We start from the raw sequence: 17,050 nt of genomic DNA on the forward strand, positions 1-17,050 counted from the left end.
ATTAAAACATTTATGAGCAAGTTCGGAATAAACCCTAACAAGAAAAAAAATAAGATTATCTTTCGCAAACTGTTAGACTTTGGTAAAATTGCCGCTTAAAAAGTACCGAAGTATTGAAAATTATTAACTATATCTTTAATCAATGCTGGTGGGTACAAGCTAGAAGACATTTGATTATATTTATTTAAAACCCGGGCATTTAAAAGAAAGCAGTGGGGGCGAAAAACTCCAGTTGATGGGATATTTTCCCCAAAAAGGATAGCACCAGCAACTCGTGTCCCATGCCCGCCATTACCATACAGATCCGAGGTAGTATTATCAAAAGTATCGTAATTTACTGATTTATTTGATAAAATAGATTCCGATAATAATCGATGGTTTTCTTGTATACCGCTATCAATTATGCATATTTGGGGAGCATTTTCTTCTGGAGCAATAATGTCTAGGTCATTATCAACAGGTTGGCCATTTATACTTATTGGTTGTTCATTTTCTGAATATTCTACAACTTCAAAAACATAAGGATAATTTAGGACAAAATCTTTTAAAGCAGCTCCCGACAAAGTAACTCTAAAGCAGAAACTGTCGTCAAATTGAACACTTTCGGGATTAATGTCCGCATTATAACTGCTAAGAAATCTTTGTATTGATTCTTCTCGTGCATCTGCTAAATCTGATTGGCGAAGACTTATTTCTCTTGCCTTAGTATGCCAACGTTCAATTCTTGCCTGAAATTGTTCATCTGTTTCCTCTTTATTTTGTTGAGGCTGAACTGGTGTTGCTATATAACACGCAACGGAAATATCTACTGTAAATATTTCGACATCTTGAATAGAGGGCCATTTTTGAAGTAAGTTTTCACATAAAATCTGTTCAGTTTTCCATGAAGTTCCAGTATTAATTTCCCACAATTGTGCGGCTTGGTTCTTATATTTGCCTTCCTCGTTTATGAATTTTTCTATTTTTGCTTGTAAAGATGCAAAACTATCGGTACTTGCTCCAATAATGTAGCCATTGAGTTCTTCTGCAATAATATCAATACCCATTCCCTTTAAAGATTCTGTGTTGAATAGATTGGTGTCTACTTTAAGAAATATTGGTATAGCGGTTTCTTCTGGAATATCAGGCAAACCAGCCTTTCGTCTATCTGTAATAATTCTTTCACGTTCATCTTTAAGATTAGATGTGGCTAAAATTAATGATTTCCCGTACGTCTCCCTGTTTGCAATGTTAGCAGCCGTAATCGGATCAATAGGTTTATTTCTACCATTACTTGCCGGTTTATGAGTGCCAGTAAGTGTTTGGATTAATGGGAGATGTGGAAATTCTGCCATTTATGATTTGATGTATAATTGTTTTTCCTTTAATGATTCTTCAAGGAAAAACAAATTCACATTATCGTTTCCTTTGATTATTGAGAGCTTTGCGGCATCATTAGCTATTTTAACAATCAGCGCTGCAGAAAAGCCAATCATTTTTTTGGCGATTATATTCCACTTAATATCTTTGGCAATTTTTATTGACCCAAGCGTAGATCTTAGAATATCTTCTATTTCCTCATGACCAGGCTTAGGCATTTCTATGATATCGTCAAATCTTCGAAATAATGCTTTATCAATTGAACCTTCTAAATTCGTAGTTGCCATTATAATTCCCGGACCATCATAATCTTCTAAAACATCGAAAAAAATTGGGTCTGTCGCAGCTGTCGAGCATAAATTTTATTTATTATTGCTTTCGGTGGGTATCAATAAGAAATAGTCCGGGTTTGGTCAGTAACTTTTTCCAGATTAAATATGAAAGCCTGATTCGAGCATCGTGCTTTAATTATTGAATGTACTTACTTATGAGTTTTTATGTAAAACTGAAAAATAATCGTTTTACTGCTTTATACTTTTGAAATATCAGTTTTACTAAAAGTATATCAATTTTACTGCAACCCTTCGAATTTATCAATTTTAAAAAACGTTTTTACAGAAAGATTGGAGTTTTTTATTATATTTACTGCGATAATATCTTTTTTACCGCATTTTATGGCATTACAAGTAGCAGGAAGCCTTTGGCTGAAAGAATATTTTGGACTCACCTATTATCGCATAACCCATCGGTCTTATATAGGCACAAGGGACAAAATTGAAATGGCTCTTGACGGCAGTACCGAACAAACTTATGGTCCTAAATACGCCCCTAAAAGCGATACTGTAACAGGTCATATCGAATTCATGCTGAAATATGACGATTTAAATCTTGACCTTTTAGCTGCAGTATATCATAAAATGGAAGAACAGGAACTTCTGAATTATATTTCCGAAAGCCCAAACGGGCGTTATTCAAGGAGAATAGGCTATTTATATGAATGGTTAACCAGTAAAAAACTAAATTTAATACATGAAGCTAGCGGCAATTATACTGATTTACTGGACACAGACCGATACCTTACTGGCAATATAATAAAAAATGCCCGCTGGCGAATCAACGACAATTTATTGGGTGTTCCTGAGTTTTGCCCGATAATTCGCAAGACGCAAGCCTTAGATGCATTACTTGCCAAAGACATCAGGAGTGAAATTGAAGGGCTTAAAAATAATTATACCCCTGAAATATTTCAACGCGCCACCCAATATCTATACCGAAAGGAAACCCGATCGTCTTATGAAATTGAAAGCGAAAAGCCATCGCCTGACCGTGTAGATCGCTTTATCAATTTACTCCACCACGCAGGCAAACAACCTTTTGAGGATGTAATGGCAGAACAGAATTTAACCACTTTACAAAATGCTATTGTAGATCCTCGCTATGCCCAGCTGGGTTTTCGTAATTTTCAAAATTATATTGGGCAGGCCAATTATCGAGGTGAAGAAATTTATCACTATATATGCCCGCCACCGGCCATGGTTCGTTCTATGATGAAAGGACTTACCATAACAGAAGAAAAAACCTCCAGAACTCCGGCGGCTGTACGGGCGGCAATAATTGCCTTCGGTTTCGTTTTTATACACCCCTTTTTAGATGGGAACGGACGCATTCACCGTTTTCTAATCCACGACATGCTCACCCGGGACGGTTTGGCTGAGCAAGGACTTATCATCCCTGTCTCGGCGCATATGCTACAAAACATTACGGAGTATGACACTGTACTTGAGGAATATTCGAAACCACTGATGCAGCGTATTCGCTTTACTATTTCGGCAAACGGTGATTTGACCATTGACAATACTGAGAATATCAGCCCATACTTTAGATATCCAGACCTGACTTTACAAAGTGAATACCTAGCGAATACAATATTTGCGACCATACGACAAGACTTACTTGAAGAGCTATTTTTTCTGGAACGTTATGACGTACTAAAAAAGGAACTCCAGCAATTGATTGATATGCCTGATAGGAGACTAAGGGATGTCATTATGTACCTTCATCAAAATAAAGGCATTTTTCCTAATCGAAGAAAAAAATATTTTGAAGAAATTACTGATGCGGAATTTAAAGAGATGGAGAGTATTTATTTAGAACTATTTTATAAATAGTATCTTTTCAGGAAATACCAGTGGTTGGGGCTAAAAGAAACCAATAAATTATAAAAAAGACTTCTCTTCTAGGGATAAGTGGAGGTATGAATACTGATAAAAGTGACTTAAATTTTTGTAGGAACTTCTGATTCTCACAATAGAAGTATAAGTCAGATGGTTGGTTTTGTCGCATCTGACAATAACTTTTATCTTTAGGCCTTTTAAATCATTCTGTCCATGAATATCAAAGGTCACTGCTATCCAAAATCTATCATTCTTCAAGCTGTATATTTCAAACTTAGATTTACGTTAAGCTATCGAGATGTTGAGGAAATAATGAAAATGAGGGGAGTTGTTGACCATTCGACAATTCAGCTTTGGGTGTACAGGTTTAGTCCTTTTATCGAGGCGCAAATGAAAAAACGAAAACTAAGAGTTGGAAAAGTTGGAGAATGGATGAAACCTATATAAAGGTTAATGGTAAATGGTGTTATTTGTACAGAGCAGTTGATAAATCGGGTAATACAGTTGATTTCCTATTAACCAAGAAGGAAAAGGATGAGTGCCCAATCTTTTTTAATTATGGCAATTGGAAATAATGGTAAACCAGGAATAATAAATAGTGACAAAAGTGGATCAAACATAGGCGCTATTAGAGTTTATAATCAGCGTTCGTTTTCTAAAATAGTGATCCGGCAATGTAAATACTTGAACAACATTGTCGAACAAGATCATCGTTTTATCAAGTGGAGAATTCTAAATGGATTAGGATTTGCAGCTTTTGAATCAGCTAAAAGAACGTTAGGTGGAATTGAAGTTGTACATATGTTAAGAAAGAAACAGATGATTAATCCTGATGTAACTATGTTTAAATCATTCTGTTCATTGGTAGCATAACCCATCGAAAGCAATAATAAGTAGATTTGTAATCGACAGCTGTGACAGAACTTTTTTTAGTCATCATTATTCAATCTCCACTCAGCAATTTTCGATATTCAAAAATATTCAGGTTGTCCAGATGTCTGTGCCTTCTATTGGTATTGTAAAATTTTTCAATGTATTCAGAAATTAAAGATTCAGCTTCGTATTTGTTTTGAAAATGATTCTGGTAGACCAGTTCTACTTTTAATGTCTTGAAGAAACTCTCTGCAACTGCATTGTCCCAGCAGTTTCCCTTTCCTGACATGCTCCTGGTAATTGATTTGTGATTGTTTATTTCACGGACAAATTCCCCACAGGCGTATTGTATTCTGCGGTCAGAGTGGAAAATAAGGGGAGAATTGTTTGTGATTGCTCTGTTGGCAAGGGTCATTCTGAAGGCACTGACACTGGTGTTTCTTGCTGTGATCACAGAGGACAGTGCCCAGCCGATGACCTTCCTGTCGAACAGGTCGATTACCGTTGTCAGGTACAGCCACCGCTTCGCTGTCCTGATATAGGTTATGTCCGACACCCAGGCCTGATTTTCCCTGCCCATGGTGAATTCCCTGTCAAGCTTGTTTGCTGCTACCGGATAGCTATGGGAAGAATCGGTGGTTATCTTAAATTTTCTTTTAAAGACACTCTGCAGGGATGCCTGCTTCATCAGTTTCCGGATCAGTTTTTCCGAGGCATGAAAGCCCGAGACCTTCAGCTCTCTTGCTATCCTCGGACTTCCATATCTTTCCTTGTTTCGGTAGTGTATAATTTTTATCTGTTCAGTCAAGACAAGATTATGCAGTGCTCTTTTGGATGGCTTCCTGTCATTCCAATAGTAATAACCGCTCTTGCTGACGCCGAGTATTTTGCAGATGTTCTCGACAGGATAGCAGTCTCTGTACTCTCTTATGAATTCAAATTTAACCTGCGTTCTGCTAAAGAGAGTGCTCGTAGCTTTCTTTAATATGTCCCTTTCCAGCTTGACTTCTGCAAGCTCTCTCCTCAGCCTTTTTAATTGCAGAAGTTTACTTTCCGATGCAGAAATTAGCAACTCATATTTTAATAGTGTTTTCAGTTTCAGTGGTACAATTATGGTACAATTTAAAGCAAACTATCACAAAATAAAACAAAGTATCCTTATTGAGATAACAAAACTCATGGGAGTTGTTTAGTACAAAAATAGTACAAATTTTGAATATAAGATATATAAAGTTATTTATAAATGAAGGAGTTATGTTATAATACATTTGAAATTAAATAGATATTTATCTGTATATAAAGAAGGCCAAAAATCTGAATTTAATACTAGATTTTTGGCCTTTTTTCGACATCGCATTTTATTTCTAAATAAGTCTTTACCCGTCCTGACTTAATCCATTCCATTAATTCATTCCTGTAAAAATAAATACGTTTACCTTGTTTATTAACTGGAATTTCTTTCTTACAAACTTTACTATAGATTGTAGCTACAGATAGATCTAAAAGTTTTGATGCTTCTTCAACATTAAGAAGTTCATCTTTAGTTTCTCGTGAATCGGAGATTTGCTCAATTAGTTTTTCCAAATGCTCTAATTTGTTATGAAGTTTGTTCATCATTATTGGTATTTGGTCAAAAGTAAATGGCTTCATGTTGATTTATTTATAATTAAATATTTAATACGATCTAGTTGAATGATTTAATTAGATATATTGCAAACTTTATATAAAAATATAATAGTATTAATATTTTTATTATTGAATGTCTCCACAAAAGTTATTTTGGCTTTTAGTTTCTGACAATTAATGTTTTTAGTCCAGTATGTGGGCTGAAGTGAGAGGTACTATAATTAAAAGTTTTTGCTTTTGAAAATTTCAGATCTAAAAAAGTGCAGTGTGTGGTAGAGTGTGCAGATTGTAAAAAAACAAAAGCAGCTGTTGGATGGGGCTGAACAAAGAATTAGTGGTTGGATCCTCTAGTGCCTGTAAATGAACTGATTTTCACGGATTATAATCTTCAGCATTATTCCAAATGGTAAAGGGGGCGAGGGATGAATGTCGAATGAAAATTTGTGTACAATTAAAAAAAGAATAAAACTGAAAACTTTAATTTATATTTATGAAAAAAACTTCTTTTAAAAGTAATTATAAAAATATTGAATTTTTGTGTAAAAAAATCTATGTTTGGGCAGCTAACTTCTATTGCTGGTTTTGGATTATTAGAGAAATATTTTGGCGAAAATCAACTGATTTTGAATCCTACATTTTATGGTTTTTTCTATCTGCTGGTATGTATTTCTTTATAAGAGACAGTAAAGATTTAGACATAATTTATAATATTGACATAGAGGAAAAACAAATATCTAAAGAGAAAACCAAGCATATGTAATTATTAACGAAGTACAATAGAAAGATTTTTAATAAATTTAAAACTACACAATATGAAAAACCGTCTAATCATCAAAGGTACACTACTAAATACTCAAGAAGGTTTTTATGTTGGCGGTGAAATATTTTCTTCTATTTTGTTTTCCGTTGTAAACTCTTGGTTTTATTCTAACTATGAAAATAATGGAGCAATAAAATCTAATATTTCTGAAGAAAAAGCCAGGGAGTTTGGAAAAATAAAATCTGCAATTTATGGATTTACAGAAGATTTACATAATCTTTCAATTAATTATTGTTTATTCAAAGAAATTAACGAGACTGTGCACATAAACGGGCATAAATCTAATCTTTATATTTCTGTAATTTTAGAAAATTTATTTACCAATTTGAGAAGTATATACGACTTTCTATATCATTTTGTCAAAATAGCTCTGACTGATAAAGAATTAAAACAGTATCCAGTGAAAGATTCTATAAATAATTTACTAACCTTTTCAAAAAAAGATAATAATAAAGATAAATTACCAAAGAACATAATTTGGGTGCTTAACAATATTGAAAGTGACTTAAATGATATTAAGCAAATAAGAGATAATATAATTCACAAGGGTAAGGACTTTCTTCTGACGAGAAAAGAGGGGATTTTATTTATGAGAGTTCCAATTAAAGAAATTAATAGTAATGATAATTTACTGCCGAATATTTTAAAAACGGATGACATCGATTATAATGTAAATAAGTATCTAAATAAGATAATTAAAACAACTCTCAAAAACATTGAAGATTTTGGTGTAGTAATTTACAATGAAGTATCAAGCAATTCTGAAATTCACTTTAACTTATACTCTATAAGTAATTATTGTATTGACGAATTTAACGAATTCCTAATAAATAAAAATAGCCACTAACAGCATTTTTTTTAAAATAGGTAACTGTCAAAAATGCATTTTCATTCAACTCTCTGAATAAACGAATATGAGGCTGCGAAATTTCACAAACAATTTCACAGACTTAACAATATGATATAATTGTTAAACGAACTTAAATAGACGTAATCTTTGAATTCGAAATTCTTAAATTTAGAATCTTGTTTAAATAAAAAACACTTTATTATTTTGCATTATACTACTTATTTAATTAATCCCAATTCCTTTCCAAGATCTTGATATAATTTTGAAAGAGGTCTTTTATGTTGATCCTTCTGTAATGCGTAATTTCCAAGAATCATTCTATCAATTTCTGATTTACTAAAGTTTAATCCTGTGTAGGAATTTAGATAATTATTATAATTTTTTGAGTACTTTAATCTTTGTTTTATTACCAATTCGATTGCGTGATCATGGTGTAGTGAATAAATGTCATCCAAATTAAAAATGTCACAATGACTTTGAATTTTTTTCTTGAAAAATACTGTTATATCTGATTTGCCAACTAAAGGATTAATAATCGCAATATTGTTAACTTGATGAGAGAAAATAAAGTCATCAATGTTAAGTAAGTACGGATTTACCATGTTTTCGGAAAAGGGATCTTTTTGACCTTTTGCACCAAAACCATTACAACATTCGCAAGAGGGTATTAAATTATAATAACTTAATCCTAACATTGGATATTTTTTTTTGGGATAAAAATGGTCAATTTCTGGTTTTATCCTTTTATTCTTTGGTGTTGTAAAAATGTAATTTCTATTACAATAAGAGCAGGTGTCAACGTTAATTCTATTTATAAATTCCCATTTATCAAAATCATTTTCGTAAACACTACTAACGAAAATATTACCAAGGATCTTATAATCGGGAGATGTTTCGTCAATGTAAGATGAAACAGTGTTATGCCACTCCATTATTAAGTCAATCAGCTGATCAGGAGTTTGGGTAATTAAAGGATATAAAAAAGTGTCTGGATCATTTAAAAAATTATTTAAATCGTTTTCCAATTCTGGCGAGTATCTAATTGTGTAGTTAGCTGCATTTTTTGGCTGTTTTTTTATTCCGCCATTATTCAGAATTCTTTCTATATGATGTAAGAGCTTAGTTCTTATTTTATCAAAATGAATTTTTGCGTACGAATCATTTACCTGAAGTGGAATCATTTCTCAATCGATTTATTTTTTCTATTAATTTATTTATTTCAAGTTCTTTATAATCAGAAAATGTTTCTAGAAACATATCATTTAATTTGTCACGTAAATAAGGTTCTCCAATTTGATCAAGTACTTTTTTTACATCATCACTTGATGTAATCCATTTTTTGGGCGTGCAGGTTCCTGCTGATTTTATATATTCAATCGAATCCTGAATCTTTTCCTTTGCAAACTCACCAATTAATCCATCAGCTAAAAAAAAAGAATCAGATAATAAATCAGAAATGTTTGCTCCGAAAGATTTTTTATCAGATTCAATATTATCTAGCAGTACACTAGTTTCCTTATCTTTTTTTAAATATGTAACACTTGAATTCGGAATATCAGAAAGAGTTAGCGGATCATGAGTTGTAAAAATGATTTGGACAAATGGAATTTTTCTTAAAGAGATATATTCACCTTTTTCACTATCATATTTGTACGGAGTAATTTTTGAGAATAAAAGTGGTAATGTTTTAGAGATCGCGTTTATAAATTTCTTTTTCCATAAAGGCTGAAAACCTAGGTCAGGCTCGTCTAAGAGTAGGAGGTAAAATTCATGACTAGTATGATTAGATTCTTTGTTAATATCAATATAATTGTATATTGAGGAGTAAAGATCTAAAATGGATTTTTCACCAGTTGAGAGTTTTTTATCTGGAAAAAAATCAAATAAAGATATGCTTGTTGGAATATTACCCAATGAGTTTAAAATATATTTATATTTAAAAACGAATTCATTAAATAAAATTACTTGCTTAGTGTCTTTTACATTAAAAATTAGTGTATTATTTTTAAATAAAAAGGATTGTTGGGTCAAGTCTAGTATGTACTGATAATAGTTAAGAATTTCTTTGAATGATTCACAATGTGTAATCATCCTGTTCTTTATAGGCTGTAATTCAACCCCCTGAGTCTTTACAAACTTATCATTTTTAATAAGAGCTATAATACTTTCAGTTTCCTCAACTTTTATTCCCTTTAATTTCCCAATTATTGACTGGGTAATAATTTTTTCTTCGTTTGCTAGGTACATTTCTAAAAAAAGATCTAGCCTTTCTTTAAAATTTACTGTTTGCGTAATTCTAGAGAATTCTATTCCCCCGCCAAGACCGGTTTTTGGAAATACCGCACCAAGTAGTAAATAGCTTAAAATAGTAACCTCCATATTTTTTATAAAACTATCAGAATTGTGGATATAATCATATCCACTATCATCGATAAAATCATAATCATCAATACCCCATAATTTATTGAATTGCTCTGTAAAACTTTCGCTTTCTAGGATGGCAATATTTCTTTTACTTAAATCTATTATATCTTCGTTTGTGTAGGTTGATTTTCCAGATTTATTATTTTCGAGATCACTTATAAAACCGGTCAGTTCATTTTTTAAAACATCTCCTTTGTGAGGATTGCCGAAATTAGCTTCTAAATATGGAGCTCTAAATTTGGATTTTCTGTGCTTTTTTATCTGAATACTCACTGTATCGTAACTTGGGAAATCATCGTAGATATTTTTTATATCTTCAATTATCTCATTGTTCATTAGGGAAATATTCCTAATCACTGAGTCAATGAAATAATTCTCAAGGTCCTCGTCAAAATAATTTACAAGAGAAATGGGCGAATATGAATCTTTTAAATCAAAATCTAAACAGGGTGAATAAAATAGTGGCTCAAAAATTTTATTAGAGACTATTTCAAATTCCAAGTCTATTAAAATTTTAATTGTTATGTTTGTTTCATTGATAATTGTCAATTTTTCTGAATCATCATATTCAATAATGTAGACAAGTTTTTTATTTGAAATATCTCTGGAATTATTCATAGCTCGTAGTAGGGATGTTTTGCCTGCGGCATTCTGACCTACAACTGCACTTATTAGGCCTAAATTCTCATCAAAAAAGTTATTAATGAAATTTGAATTCTGGATCTTTTCCGTGATAATTATTTCCGTGTCATTTTCATCAAAAAAATAAAAATTACGACTTCCTAAATTCATTGTTTTAGCGCTATGGTCTTTACCGAAGACGTGAGGTAAAGTGCTTTTGGGAATATAAATTGCTGCTAATTTCATGATTAATTCTTATTATATTTAGGTAAAAATGTGCTTTAAAATCGATGAATCTTACAAGAATATCGTTACACCAATTAACTTGGATATCAATCTCACATTTCAAAATGTTTCCAGCGTTTGTTTTTAGAGCAAATATTAGAATTTAATTCGTGAGTTTAATATGGAATAAAATATTTTCTAGGTTTAATTCTTTGCTTTCAAAAATACAGATTCATAAAGAGAAACTAATACGTAATTATACGGATTTATTTTTTCCATAAAGGATGAGGATTATACTTTATAATATGTGACGTCGGACTGTTCTGTTTCAGAAGATAATTATTGCAACGTAACACAACAAGTGATGGCAAAGTCTACAATACTATCTTAAAATTGGACTATATAAATCAAGTTATTAGCAATTGGTATATAATTATGCATAAAAACAATTTATACCTTAATAAAAAAACTCAGATATGACTGAGTAAATAAATTATCTTTATGGCAGATAGTTCATTTTCTACACGCATTGAGGAAGTGTTCTATAATTTATTAAAATACTTTTAATCAAATGGATAAAATTAATTGGGCTAATTACAACTATGATGATTTTGAAATGTTTTGCAATGGTCTGCTGACGTTTGAATTAGGAAAAACTTACCATCCTTATTCAGCTGCCGGTAAAGATGGCGGTATTGATGGAGCATTCACGGGAACATATCAAAATTTTTCTGGAAATTGGAGATTTCAGTTTAAGTTTTCTCATGCTGCTAGGGGTGAGGCAGTCAGCAATCTACGCTATCAGTTAAAAAAAGAAGTTGCCAAATTAGCAGAAGAAAATTATTTTGTACTTATTACGAATATTGAGTTGTTACCACAGGAACATAAAAGTTTAGTAGAAATTTTTGAAACCGAAAGAATTAAAGAAAATAAAACTTGTATTGGGTTTATTTGGGACGGTGCAAAAATATTTAATTTATTACTTCATCATCCGATTTTATTTTTATGGCTCAACGACGGTTTTACTACAGCACAGATTCAAAGCTACAAAACGGTATTCTACAATAATTTAAATTCGGATCATTTTGAGCCATCTTCCTTGGCTAATTTTTTTATTTCCCGTGAAAATGAGCTAAAAGAAATAAAGAAATTTATTAATTCTGAAGATAATATGATTGTGGTTACTGGTGAGGCAGGGATAGGTAAAACCAGACTTGTTATTGAATTTTTTAAGCAAGAAGTTGATCCGCTAAACCACTGGATACCATTAGTTTTGCTTAACAGAAATATTGACTTTGATAAATTAAGAAAAGCTTTAACATCAAAAAACAATTTTATTATTTTAATTGATGATGCTCATACTTATAAGCCCGAAATCATTGCTGATATTAAAGTTTTAGTACAAGGCTTGAGCAATAAAGTAAAATTAATTTTGACTTCCAGAACAATTGGCGCGCTTGATTCTCTTTCATTGTTAAAAGAATATGAGAAAATTTTGTTCATTAAACTTAATGAACTTTCAAGACCTGATACCGAGGCAATATTTAAGCATTATCTTGAAAATACAGATTATAAACATTATACAAATCAATTGATAATGACATCTTTTGGCAAACCCATACTTATTGTGGCAATGCTAAATGCAATTTTTAGAGGAGAACCTATCAGTAAAATAAAAGAACAACACTTCTTAAAAAACTATGTAAATGGTTATTTTAAAACATATATTGAACAAGTCTCCGATATTACCGGTGTGAATAAGTTGAGCCTGACCAGATTATTGCAAAATATTGTTCTCATTGAGCCTATTAATTTTAATGATTCATTCATAATAAATAAATTAAGTGAATTACATTGCATTTCGGTTCCAGCATTAAATGAGTCTCTAAGTATACTTGTAAATAATGGATTTGTGAATGGAAGATATGAGCAAAGTATTAAGCCTGATTATTACAGTGATATAATTCTTTCTCAAATTAGAAGTTCAGAAATAGTTAATTACGTAAGTGAATTTTCACGCTACATAGATAATATAATTTTAAATTTGAGCAGTGTAGATGAAATAGAGAAAGGTCATACAAATGTGCTTAATGAGATACTTTTGACTTATATAGAAGTGATAGAAAACGAACATGATATTAAAAAAATTCAAAAGGTACTTTCTACTATTAGCAGGATCAGCTTTGTTCAGCCAGAAGTTGCAAGAAAAGGAGTCGAAATTTTTTTAGCTTCGTTGTTAATTGAAAATCATCCCATAATTATAGAATATGGAGAAAGTAAAAGTAATAATTATAATCCTGGAGAATCAGCTGTAATAACAATTATAGCTATTTTATCCACCCTTTACGAATTTCGGGAATATTATGAGTTTGTATATAGCAGTACTTTTAAATTATATAATATTCTTGAGGAAAGTAAAATAGCAGGTATTTATATCTTTTCTAAAAGAGATATTGTTGAGAGATTTAGCATGGAACGTCAAAGTTACTTTGTAGAATTATTTGCTAAGGATGCTGATAAATACAGCGAAAAAGAATTATTACTGGCTTTTGCATGCTGTAAATCTTTTATGAGTCTTGATTTTAGTAATTCTGAATGGGATGCGGTAAATAGGGAGAGTATTATTTTTACTACTTACTATATACCTGCTATCACCCAGGTAAAAAAGTTTAGAAGAACTATTATTAATTTATTATTTAGATTTTATAAACTACCCAATGCTCTATATCTAAAATCCCAAATTTTAAATTATATAATTGACATTCCACGTGCCATCTTTGCTACACACAAAAATACTACACCGTATAAAAATGACGTAGAAATTAAGTCCGTCTTACAATTTCTAATAAGGGAAGGGGCAGAATTTAATATTTTAGATCAGAAAGAAATACTAGAAAAACTTTATTGGTTTGAAAAATGGGGAATTTCAAATGATTTGCGACCATTAATTGAGGAGGTAAAGATAGCTCTTAAGCCTAAAAATTTGACAGAGCGCTTATCACAATTGTTTTCTAAAGCTGAAATAAGCATTCTTGACATGCCAAATATCGAACAATATGTATCTGACAAGTGTGATGAAATGGTTAAAATTGCGGACAGTGAAGAATTAGCTGATAGTATAATTTCATTCTTAGAGCCTCAAAAATATCCTCCGCATTATTACTTCAATTTTCAAAAGACACTTGAAAATAAATATCCGGTTTATGCTAAAAAGTTGCATGATAAAATGTATAATTACTCGCTAAGACTATACAGCATATATGGGTATAAAATTTTATCTACATTATATTTTAAACATAAGGAAAATATATTCTATTGGAGCCAGGTCAAAAAGTTACAGAAATTAAATACTGTTGATGCTGACAATTTTTTACTCTCTATTTATTCAGACAAGGTGCCAGGTTCATGGGACTTGGGAGAAGAAGATATAGAAATAATACTTAAGGTTTTCAATAAGAAAAAATTTGAAAATAGTTTTAATTTATCCACTGCATTACAAAGTCTTTTTGCTGTTAAACACCCTTATGTTTTAGAGATTTGTGGTGATTTTTTGGACAGGACCCCGCAGCGTCAAACTGAAATGTTTTTCATTCGCCTAAGTGATAATCCTACTGTAACTGAATTTCAAATGTCGGAACTTGTTTTGAAACACACCCTTGGATACCAGCTAACTTATGAAATTGAACACTGTCTAAATAAAATACTAATATTTAATGGTCCAGAATGCATTTTTACATATTTTCTGAATAGATTTAATTTTATAAAGAATCTTATGATCATTAAAAAGACTTTTGTAGATTATGAATTTGCTCCTGATGGCAATCATTCGCACTTATTTACTAATTGTGATCCTATCATCAGAGAAGAAATGTTTCTCCGGTCTGTAAACTGGTATTTAAATTTAGATGAGTCGGTAGAGCATTTATATATTGCAAAAGATCTTTTGGAATATTTGAAGCCTGGTAAAGCACTTTCAAATTATTCAGCTGATTATTACTATTTATTAATTAATAAATATGCTGCAGATACTGAAAAACTTGAAAGAACAATCATGAGTTTAGATATTTTTCATCAGAAGGAGGAAAATATACTTAATATTATCATTTATGCATTTAACATTGCTGCCAGTTATAAAAATAAGCAAGTTGAGAAATATGAAAGTCTCAGGGATGCCTGCTATATTGTCATAATTACAATGGGAGTGAAATCAGGCTCGGCCAATATGCCTTTTCAAGTTGATGTTGATCTTCATTCTCTATTAAGTAATTTTATTTCTGTAGAACCAAGGGATCTCCCGTCAACTACATTTCTTAAAGAAGTATTGCAATCAGTTGAAGCAGATATAAATCGTATAACCGATAAAGATAATCTAACATGGTAAAAACAATTATTTTAAGCAACTTTACTGCTGAGAGAAATGCTTTATTGCTTATTGTCAGAAAGAAAATTTCCGAAACAAAAATTACTAGTCATAATGAAGTTTTTCATAATAAATATAAAGTACAGCTCAACTCCATTACTGAGCTTTTGAATGCTATCGAAGCCAAATTTAAAAGATGTGAGATTCTTTTTCATACTTATTTTGAGGATATTGATCATGCAATTTTAAGTAATAATGTAACTTCATTACCATTTGATATGGATTGCACATACTTTGATGGTACTGCACAATTGAAATATAACTTTAAGGTGGATGATAAAAATTTTTACAAAGAAATAATCGATCTGAATTTTCAAAGCTTTATACTACAAATTGCCTCCCTATATGAAAATTTGGTTTTTTTAGCTGAAATACTAATTAAAAAGGTAATCGTTTATGTTAGAGAACCATTAAGTTCTCCATTATTGGATTATTTAAACTATTTAAAGCGTTTGGTTAATTTAGGATATCGACAAAATGATAAACTAAATATCTGCATTAACTCTCACAACGCATTTTTCGACAAGTACCTTTTACAAATTAATAATTTAAGAAACAGGTTTATACACGGATATAGTATAAATTTAAATTCTGACGGCTATAATTACTACGTGGATAAAATGGATAAGACTCCATTCCTACAAAATTCACCTGATCTAATGATTGATATTTTTGCAAAGGAGATTTTAGACAATACAAATTTTTTTATAAGAGAACTTTTAACTGCCTTAAAACACTCAGCAAGTCATCATACAAAATCTATTCCGGTCTAATACGGCCAACAGTATTCATGGTCCAAAAAAACAGCTAATTATTTCATATATAAAAACAAGTCTTTTTATTGGACTTGTATTTCTACTAAAATATTAAAGGTAACCATCTAATTCTTTAGTAGGAATAAATAAACAAAAATAAATAAAAATATATATATTGAATTACGATAAAAATAAGCTACGACGACATACAAAGGAGATAAATGACATCATGTTGTTAGCTCAGTCCTCTTTTAAAATTGTTGATTATCTAACCAACCCGCAATCTGTTATTGAGAGGGAGGTAATAAATCAAAATAAATTTTTCAAATACAGTACAGAACTAAATTGGCGAATTTTCGTAATCGAAATGGCCAAATTATTCTCAACGAGCGACCGCGCTCATTTTTATAATCTTAGTAAGTTTATTAGGAAATTTAAACCTGATGGAGAGTTCGGTCAAGTAGAAGAAATAGACCAATATTCCATGTCTATTTGGGAACAAAATCTTAATTTGGAAAAAATTAAAATTGATAATTTAATGTTACAAAGAGATAAGTTATATAGTCACAATGACCCAAACCGAGAAGGTATAAAAAACGAACTTTCATTTGTTGATGCAAAAGAATTGTTGAATGTTGTAAAACGCATTATTAGTGAAATATATGCTGCAGTTTTTGATCAATATCGCAGCTACGATTTATTAAACGAACCAGTGGAAGAATTGAAAAAAATTGTTTGTGAATTGTCAATATTAAAGCAACAGCAAATAAATGATTTTATTAGGCATAGCGAAAAGAATGACATCGATCCTGCCGAAATGGGTTTAGGTTAAAAATGCTATTTTGAACCTATTAATTCTAAAGACTCTAGTTCGAATTAAAGTAATTTAATCGCTTCAATACA

The 17,050-nt window shown here is 31.1% G+C and carries 12 protein-coding genes and 1 pseudogene; 7 read left to right on the forward strand and 6 right to left on the reverse strand.

Features of this window, described 5'->3' with window-relative positions:
• Nucleotides 1-95: 95 nt before the first annotated feature.
• Together ACNQGH_RS18680 and ACNQGH_RS18685 are read right to left on the reverse strand one after the other, a co-directional pair.
• Nucleotides 96-1,334, reverse strand: a complete 1,239-nt coding sequence (locus ACNQGH_RS18680) for a S8 family serine peptidase (protein ID WP_417957538.1) — start codon at nucleotides 1,332-1,334, stop codon at nucleotides 96-98.
• The gene (locus tag ACNQGH_RS18685) at nucleotides 1,335-1,646 is read right to left on the reverse strand and encodes a hypothetical protein (protein WP_417957539.1); all 312 of its coding nucleotides are present in this window, start codon (nucleotides 1,644-1,646) and stop codon (nucleotides 1,335-1,337) included.
• Between the two features lie 387 nt (nucleotides 1,647-2,033).
• Here ACNQGH_RS18685 and ACNQGH_RS18690 point away from each other — a divergent pair, with 387 nt between their 5' ends.
• On the forward strand, nucleotides 2,034-3,527 hold the full coding sequence (locus ACNQGH_RS18690) for a Fic family protein (RefSeq protein WP_417957540.1): 1,494 nt from the start codon (nucleotides 2,034-2,036) through the stop codon (nucleotides 3,525-3,527).
• Nucleotides 3,528-3,746: 219 nt separating this feature from the next.
• Nucleotides 3,747-4,406, forward strand: a pseudogene (locus tag ACNQGH_RS18695) (IS6 family transposase).
• A gap of 70 nt (nucleotides 4,407-4,476) precedes the next feature.
• On the opposite strand, the gene ACNQGH_RS18700 reads toward ACNQGH_RS18695, so the two are convergent.
• Together ACNQGH_RS18700 and ACNQGH_RS18705 are read right to left on the reverse strand one after the other, a co-directional pair.
• Entirely contained in the window at nucleotides 4,477-5,478 is a 1,002-nt protein-coding gene (locus ACNQGH_RS18700; protein WP_417957541.1) for an IS3 family transposase, read from the reverse strand.
• 254 nt (nucleotides 5,479-5,732) lie between these two features.
• A complete protein-coding gene (locus ACNQGH_RS18705) occupies nucleotides 5,733-6,056 on the reverse strand; it encodes a helix-turn-helix domain-containing protein (protein WP_417957542.1) in 324 nt (107 codons plus the stop codon).
• A gap of 466 nt (nucleotides 6,057-6,522) precedes the next feature.
• Here ACNQGH_RS18705 and ACNQGH_RS18710 point away from each other — a divergent pair, with 466 nt between their 5' ends.
• Together ACNQGH_RS18710 and ACNQGH_RS18715 are read left to right on the forward strand one after the other, a co-directional pair.
• Nucleotides 6,523-6,792 (forward strand): hypothetical protein, encoded by a 270-nt coding sequence (locus tag ACNQGH_RS18710; RefSeq protein WP_417957543.1) that lies wholly within the window; start codon nucleotides 6,523-6,525, stop codon nucleotides 6,790-6,792.
• A 52-nt stretch (nucleotides 6,793-6,844) separates the two neighbouring features.
• Nucleotides 6,845-7,699, forward strand: coding sequence for a hypothetical protein (locus ACNQGH_RS18715; RefSeq protein ID WP_417957544.1), 855 nt, complete (start codon nucleotides 6,845-6,847; stop codon nucleotides 7,697-7,699).
• A 221-nt stretch (nucleotides 7,700-7,920) separates the two neighbouring features.
• On the opposite strand, the gene ACNQGH_RS18720 is transcribed toward ACNQGH_RS18715, so the two are convergent.
• Both ACNQGH_RS18720 and ACNQGH_RS18725 read right to left on the reverse strand, forming a co-directional pair.
• Nucleotides 7,921-8,883 (reverse strand): HNH endonuclease, encoded by a 963-nt coding sequence (locus ACNQGH_RS18720; RefSeq protein ID WP_417957545.1) that lies wholly within the window; start codon nucleotides 8,881-8,883, stop codon nucleotides 7,921-7,923.
• Nucleotides 8,861-10,993, reverse strand: a complete 2,133-nt coding sequence (locus ACNQGH_RS18725) for an AAA family ATPase (RefSeq protein ID WP_417957546.1) — start codon at nucleotides 10,991-10,993, stop codon at nucleotides 8,861-8,863. The genes ACNQGH_RS18720 and ACNQGH_RS18725 overlap by 23 nt, the downstream gene beginning before the upstream one ends.
• A 550-nt stretch (nucleotides 10,994-11,543) precedes the next feature.
• On the opposite strand from ACNQGH_RS18725, the gene ACNQGH_RS18730 reads away from it, so the two are divergent.
• The 3 genes from ACNQGH_RS18730 (at nucleotide 11,544) to ACNQGH_RS18740 (ending at nucleotide 16,979) form a co-directional block, all read left to right on the forward strand.
• The gene (locus tag ACNQGH_RS18730; RefSeq protein ID WP_417957547.1) at nucleotides 11,544-15,353 is read left to right on the forward strand and encodes a hypothetical protein; all 3,810 of its coding nucleotides are present in this window, start codon (nucleotides 11,544-11,546) and stop codon (nucleotides 15,351-15,353) included.
• Nucleotides 15,347-16,165, forward strand: a complete 819-nt coding sequence (locus tag ACNQGH_RS18735) for a hypothetical protein (protein ID WP_417957548.1) — start codon at nucleotides 15,347-15,349, stop codon at nucleotides 16,163-16,165. The genes ACNQGH_RS18730 and ACNQGH_RS18735 overlap by 7 nt, the downstream gene beginning before the upstream one ends.
• Before the next feature lie 157 nt (nucleotides 16,166-16,322).
• Nucleotides 16,323-16,979: an AbiU2 domain-containing protein gene (locus tag ACNQGH_RS18740; RefSeq protein ID WP_417957549.1), complete on the forward strand. Its 657-nt coding sequence runs from the start codon at nucleotides 16,323-16,325 to the stop codon at nucleotides 16,977-16,979.
• Nucleotides 16,980-17,050 lie beyond the last annotated feature (71 nt).

The sequence above is a fragment of the Flavobacterium kochi genome (genome assembly GCF_048286715.1).
In the GTDB taxonomy this organism is placed as follows: domain Bacteria; phylum Bacteroidota; class Bacteroidia; order Flavobacteriales; family Flavobacteriaceae; genus Flavobacterium.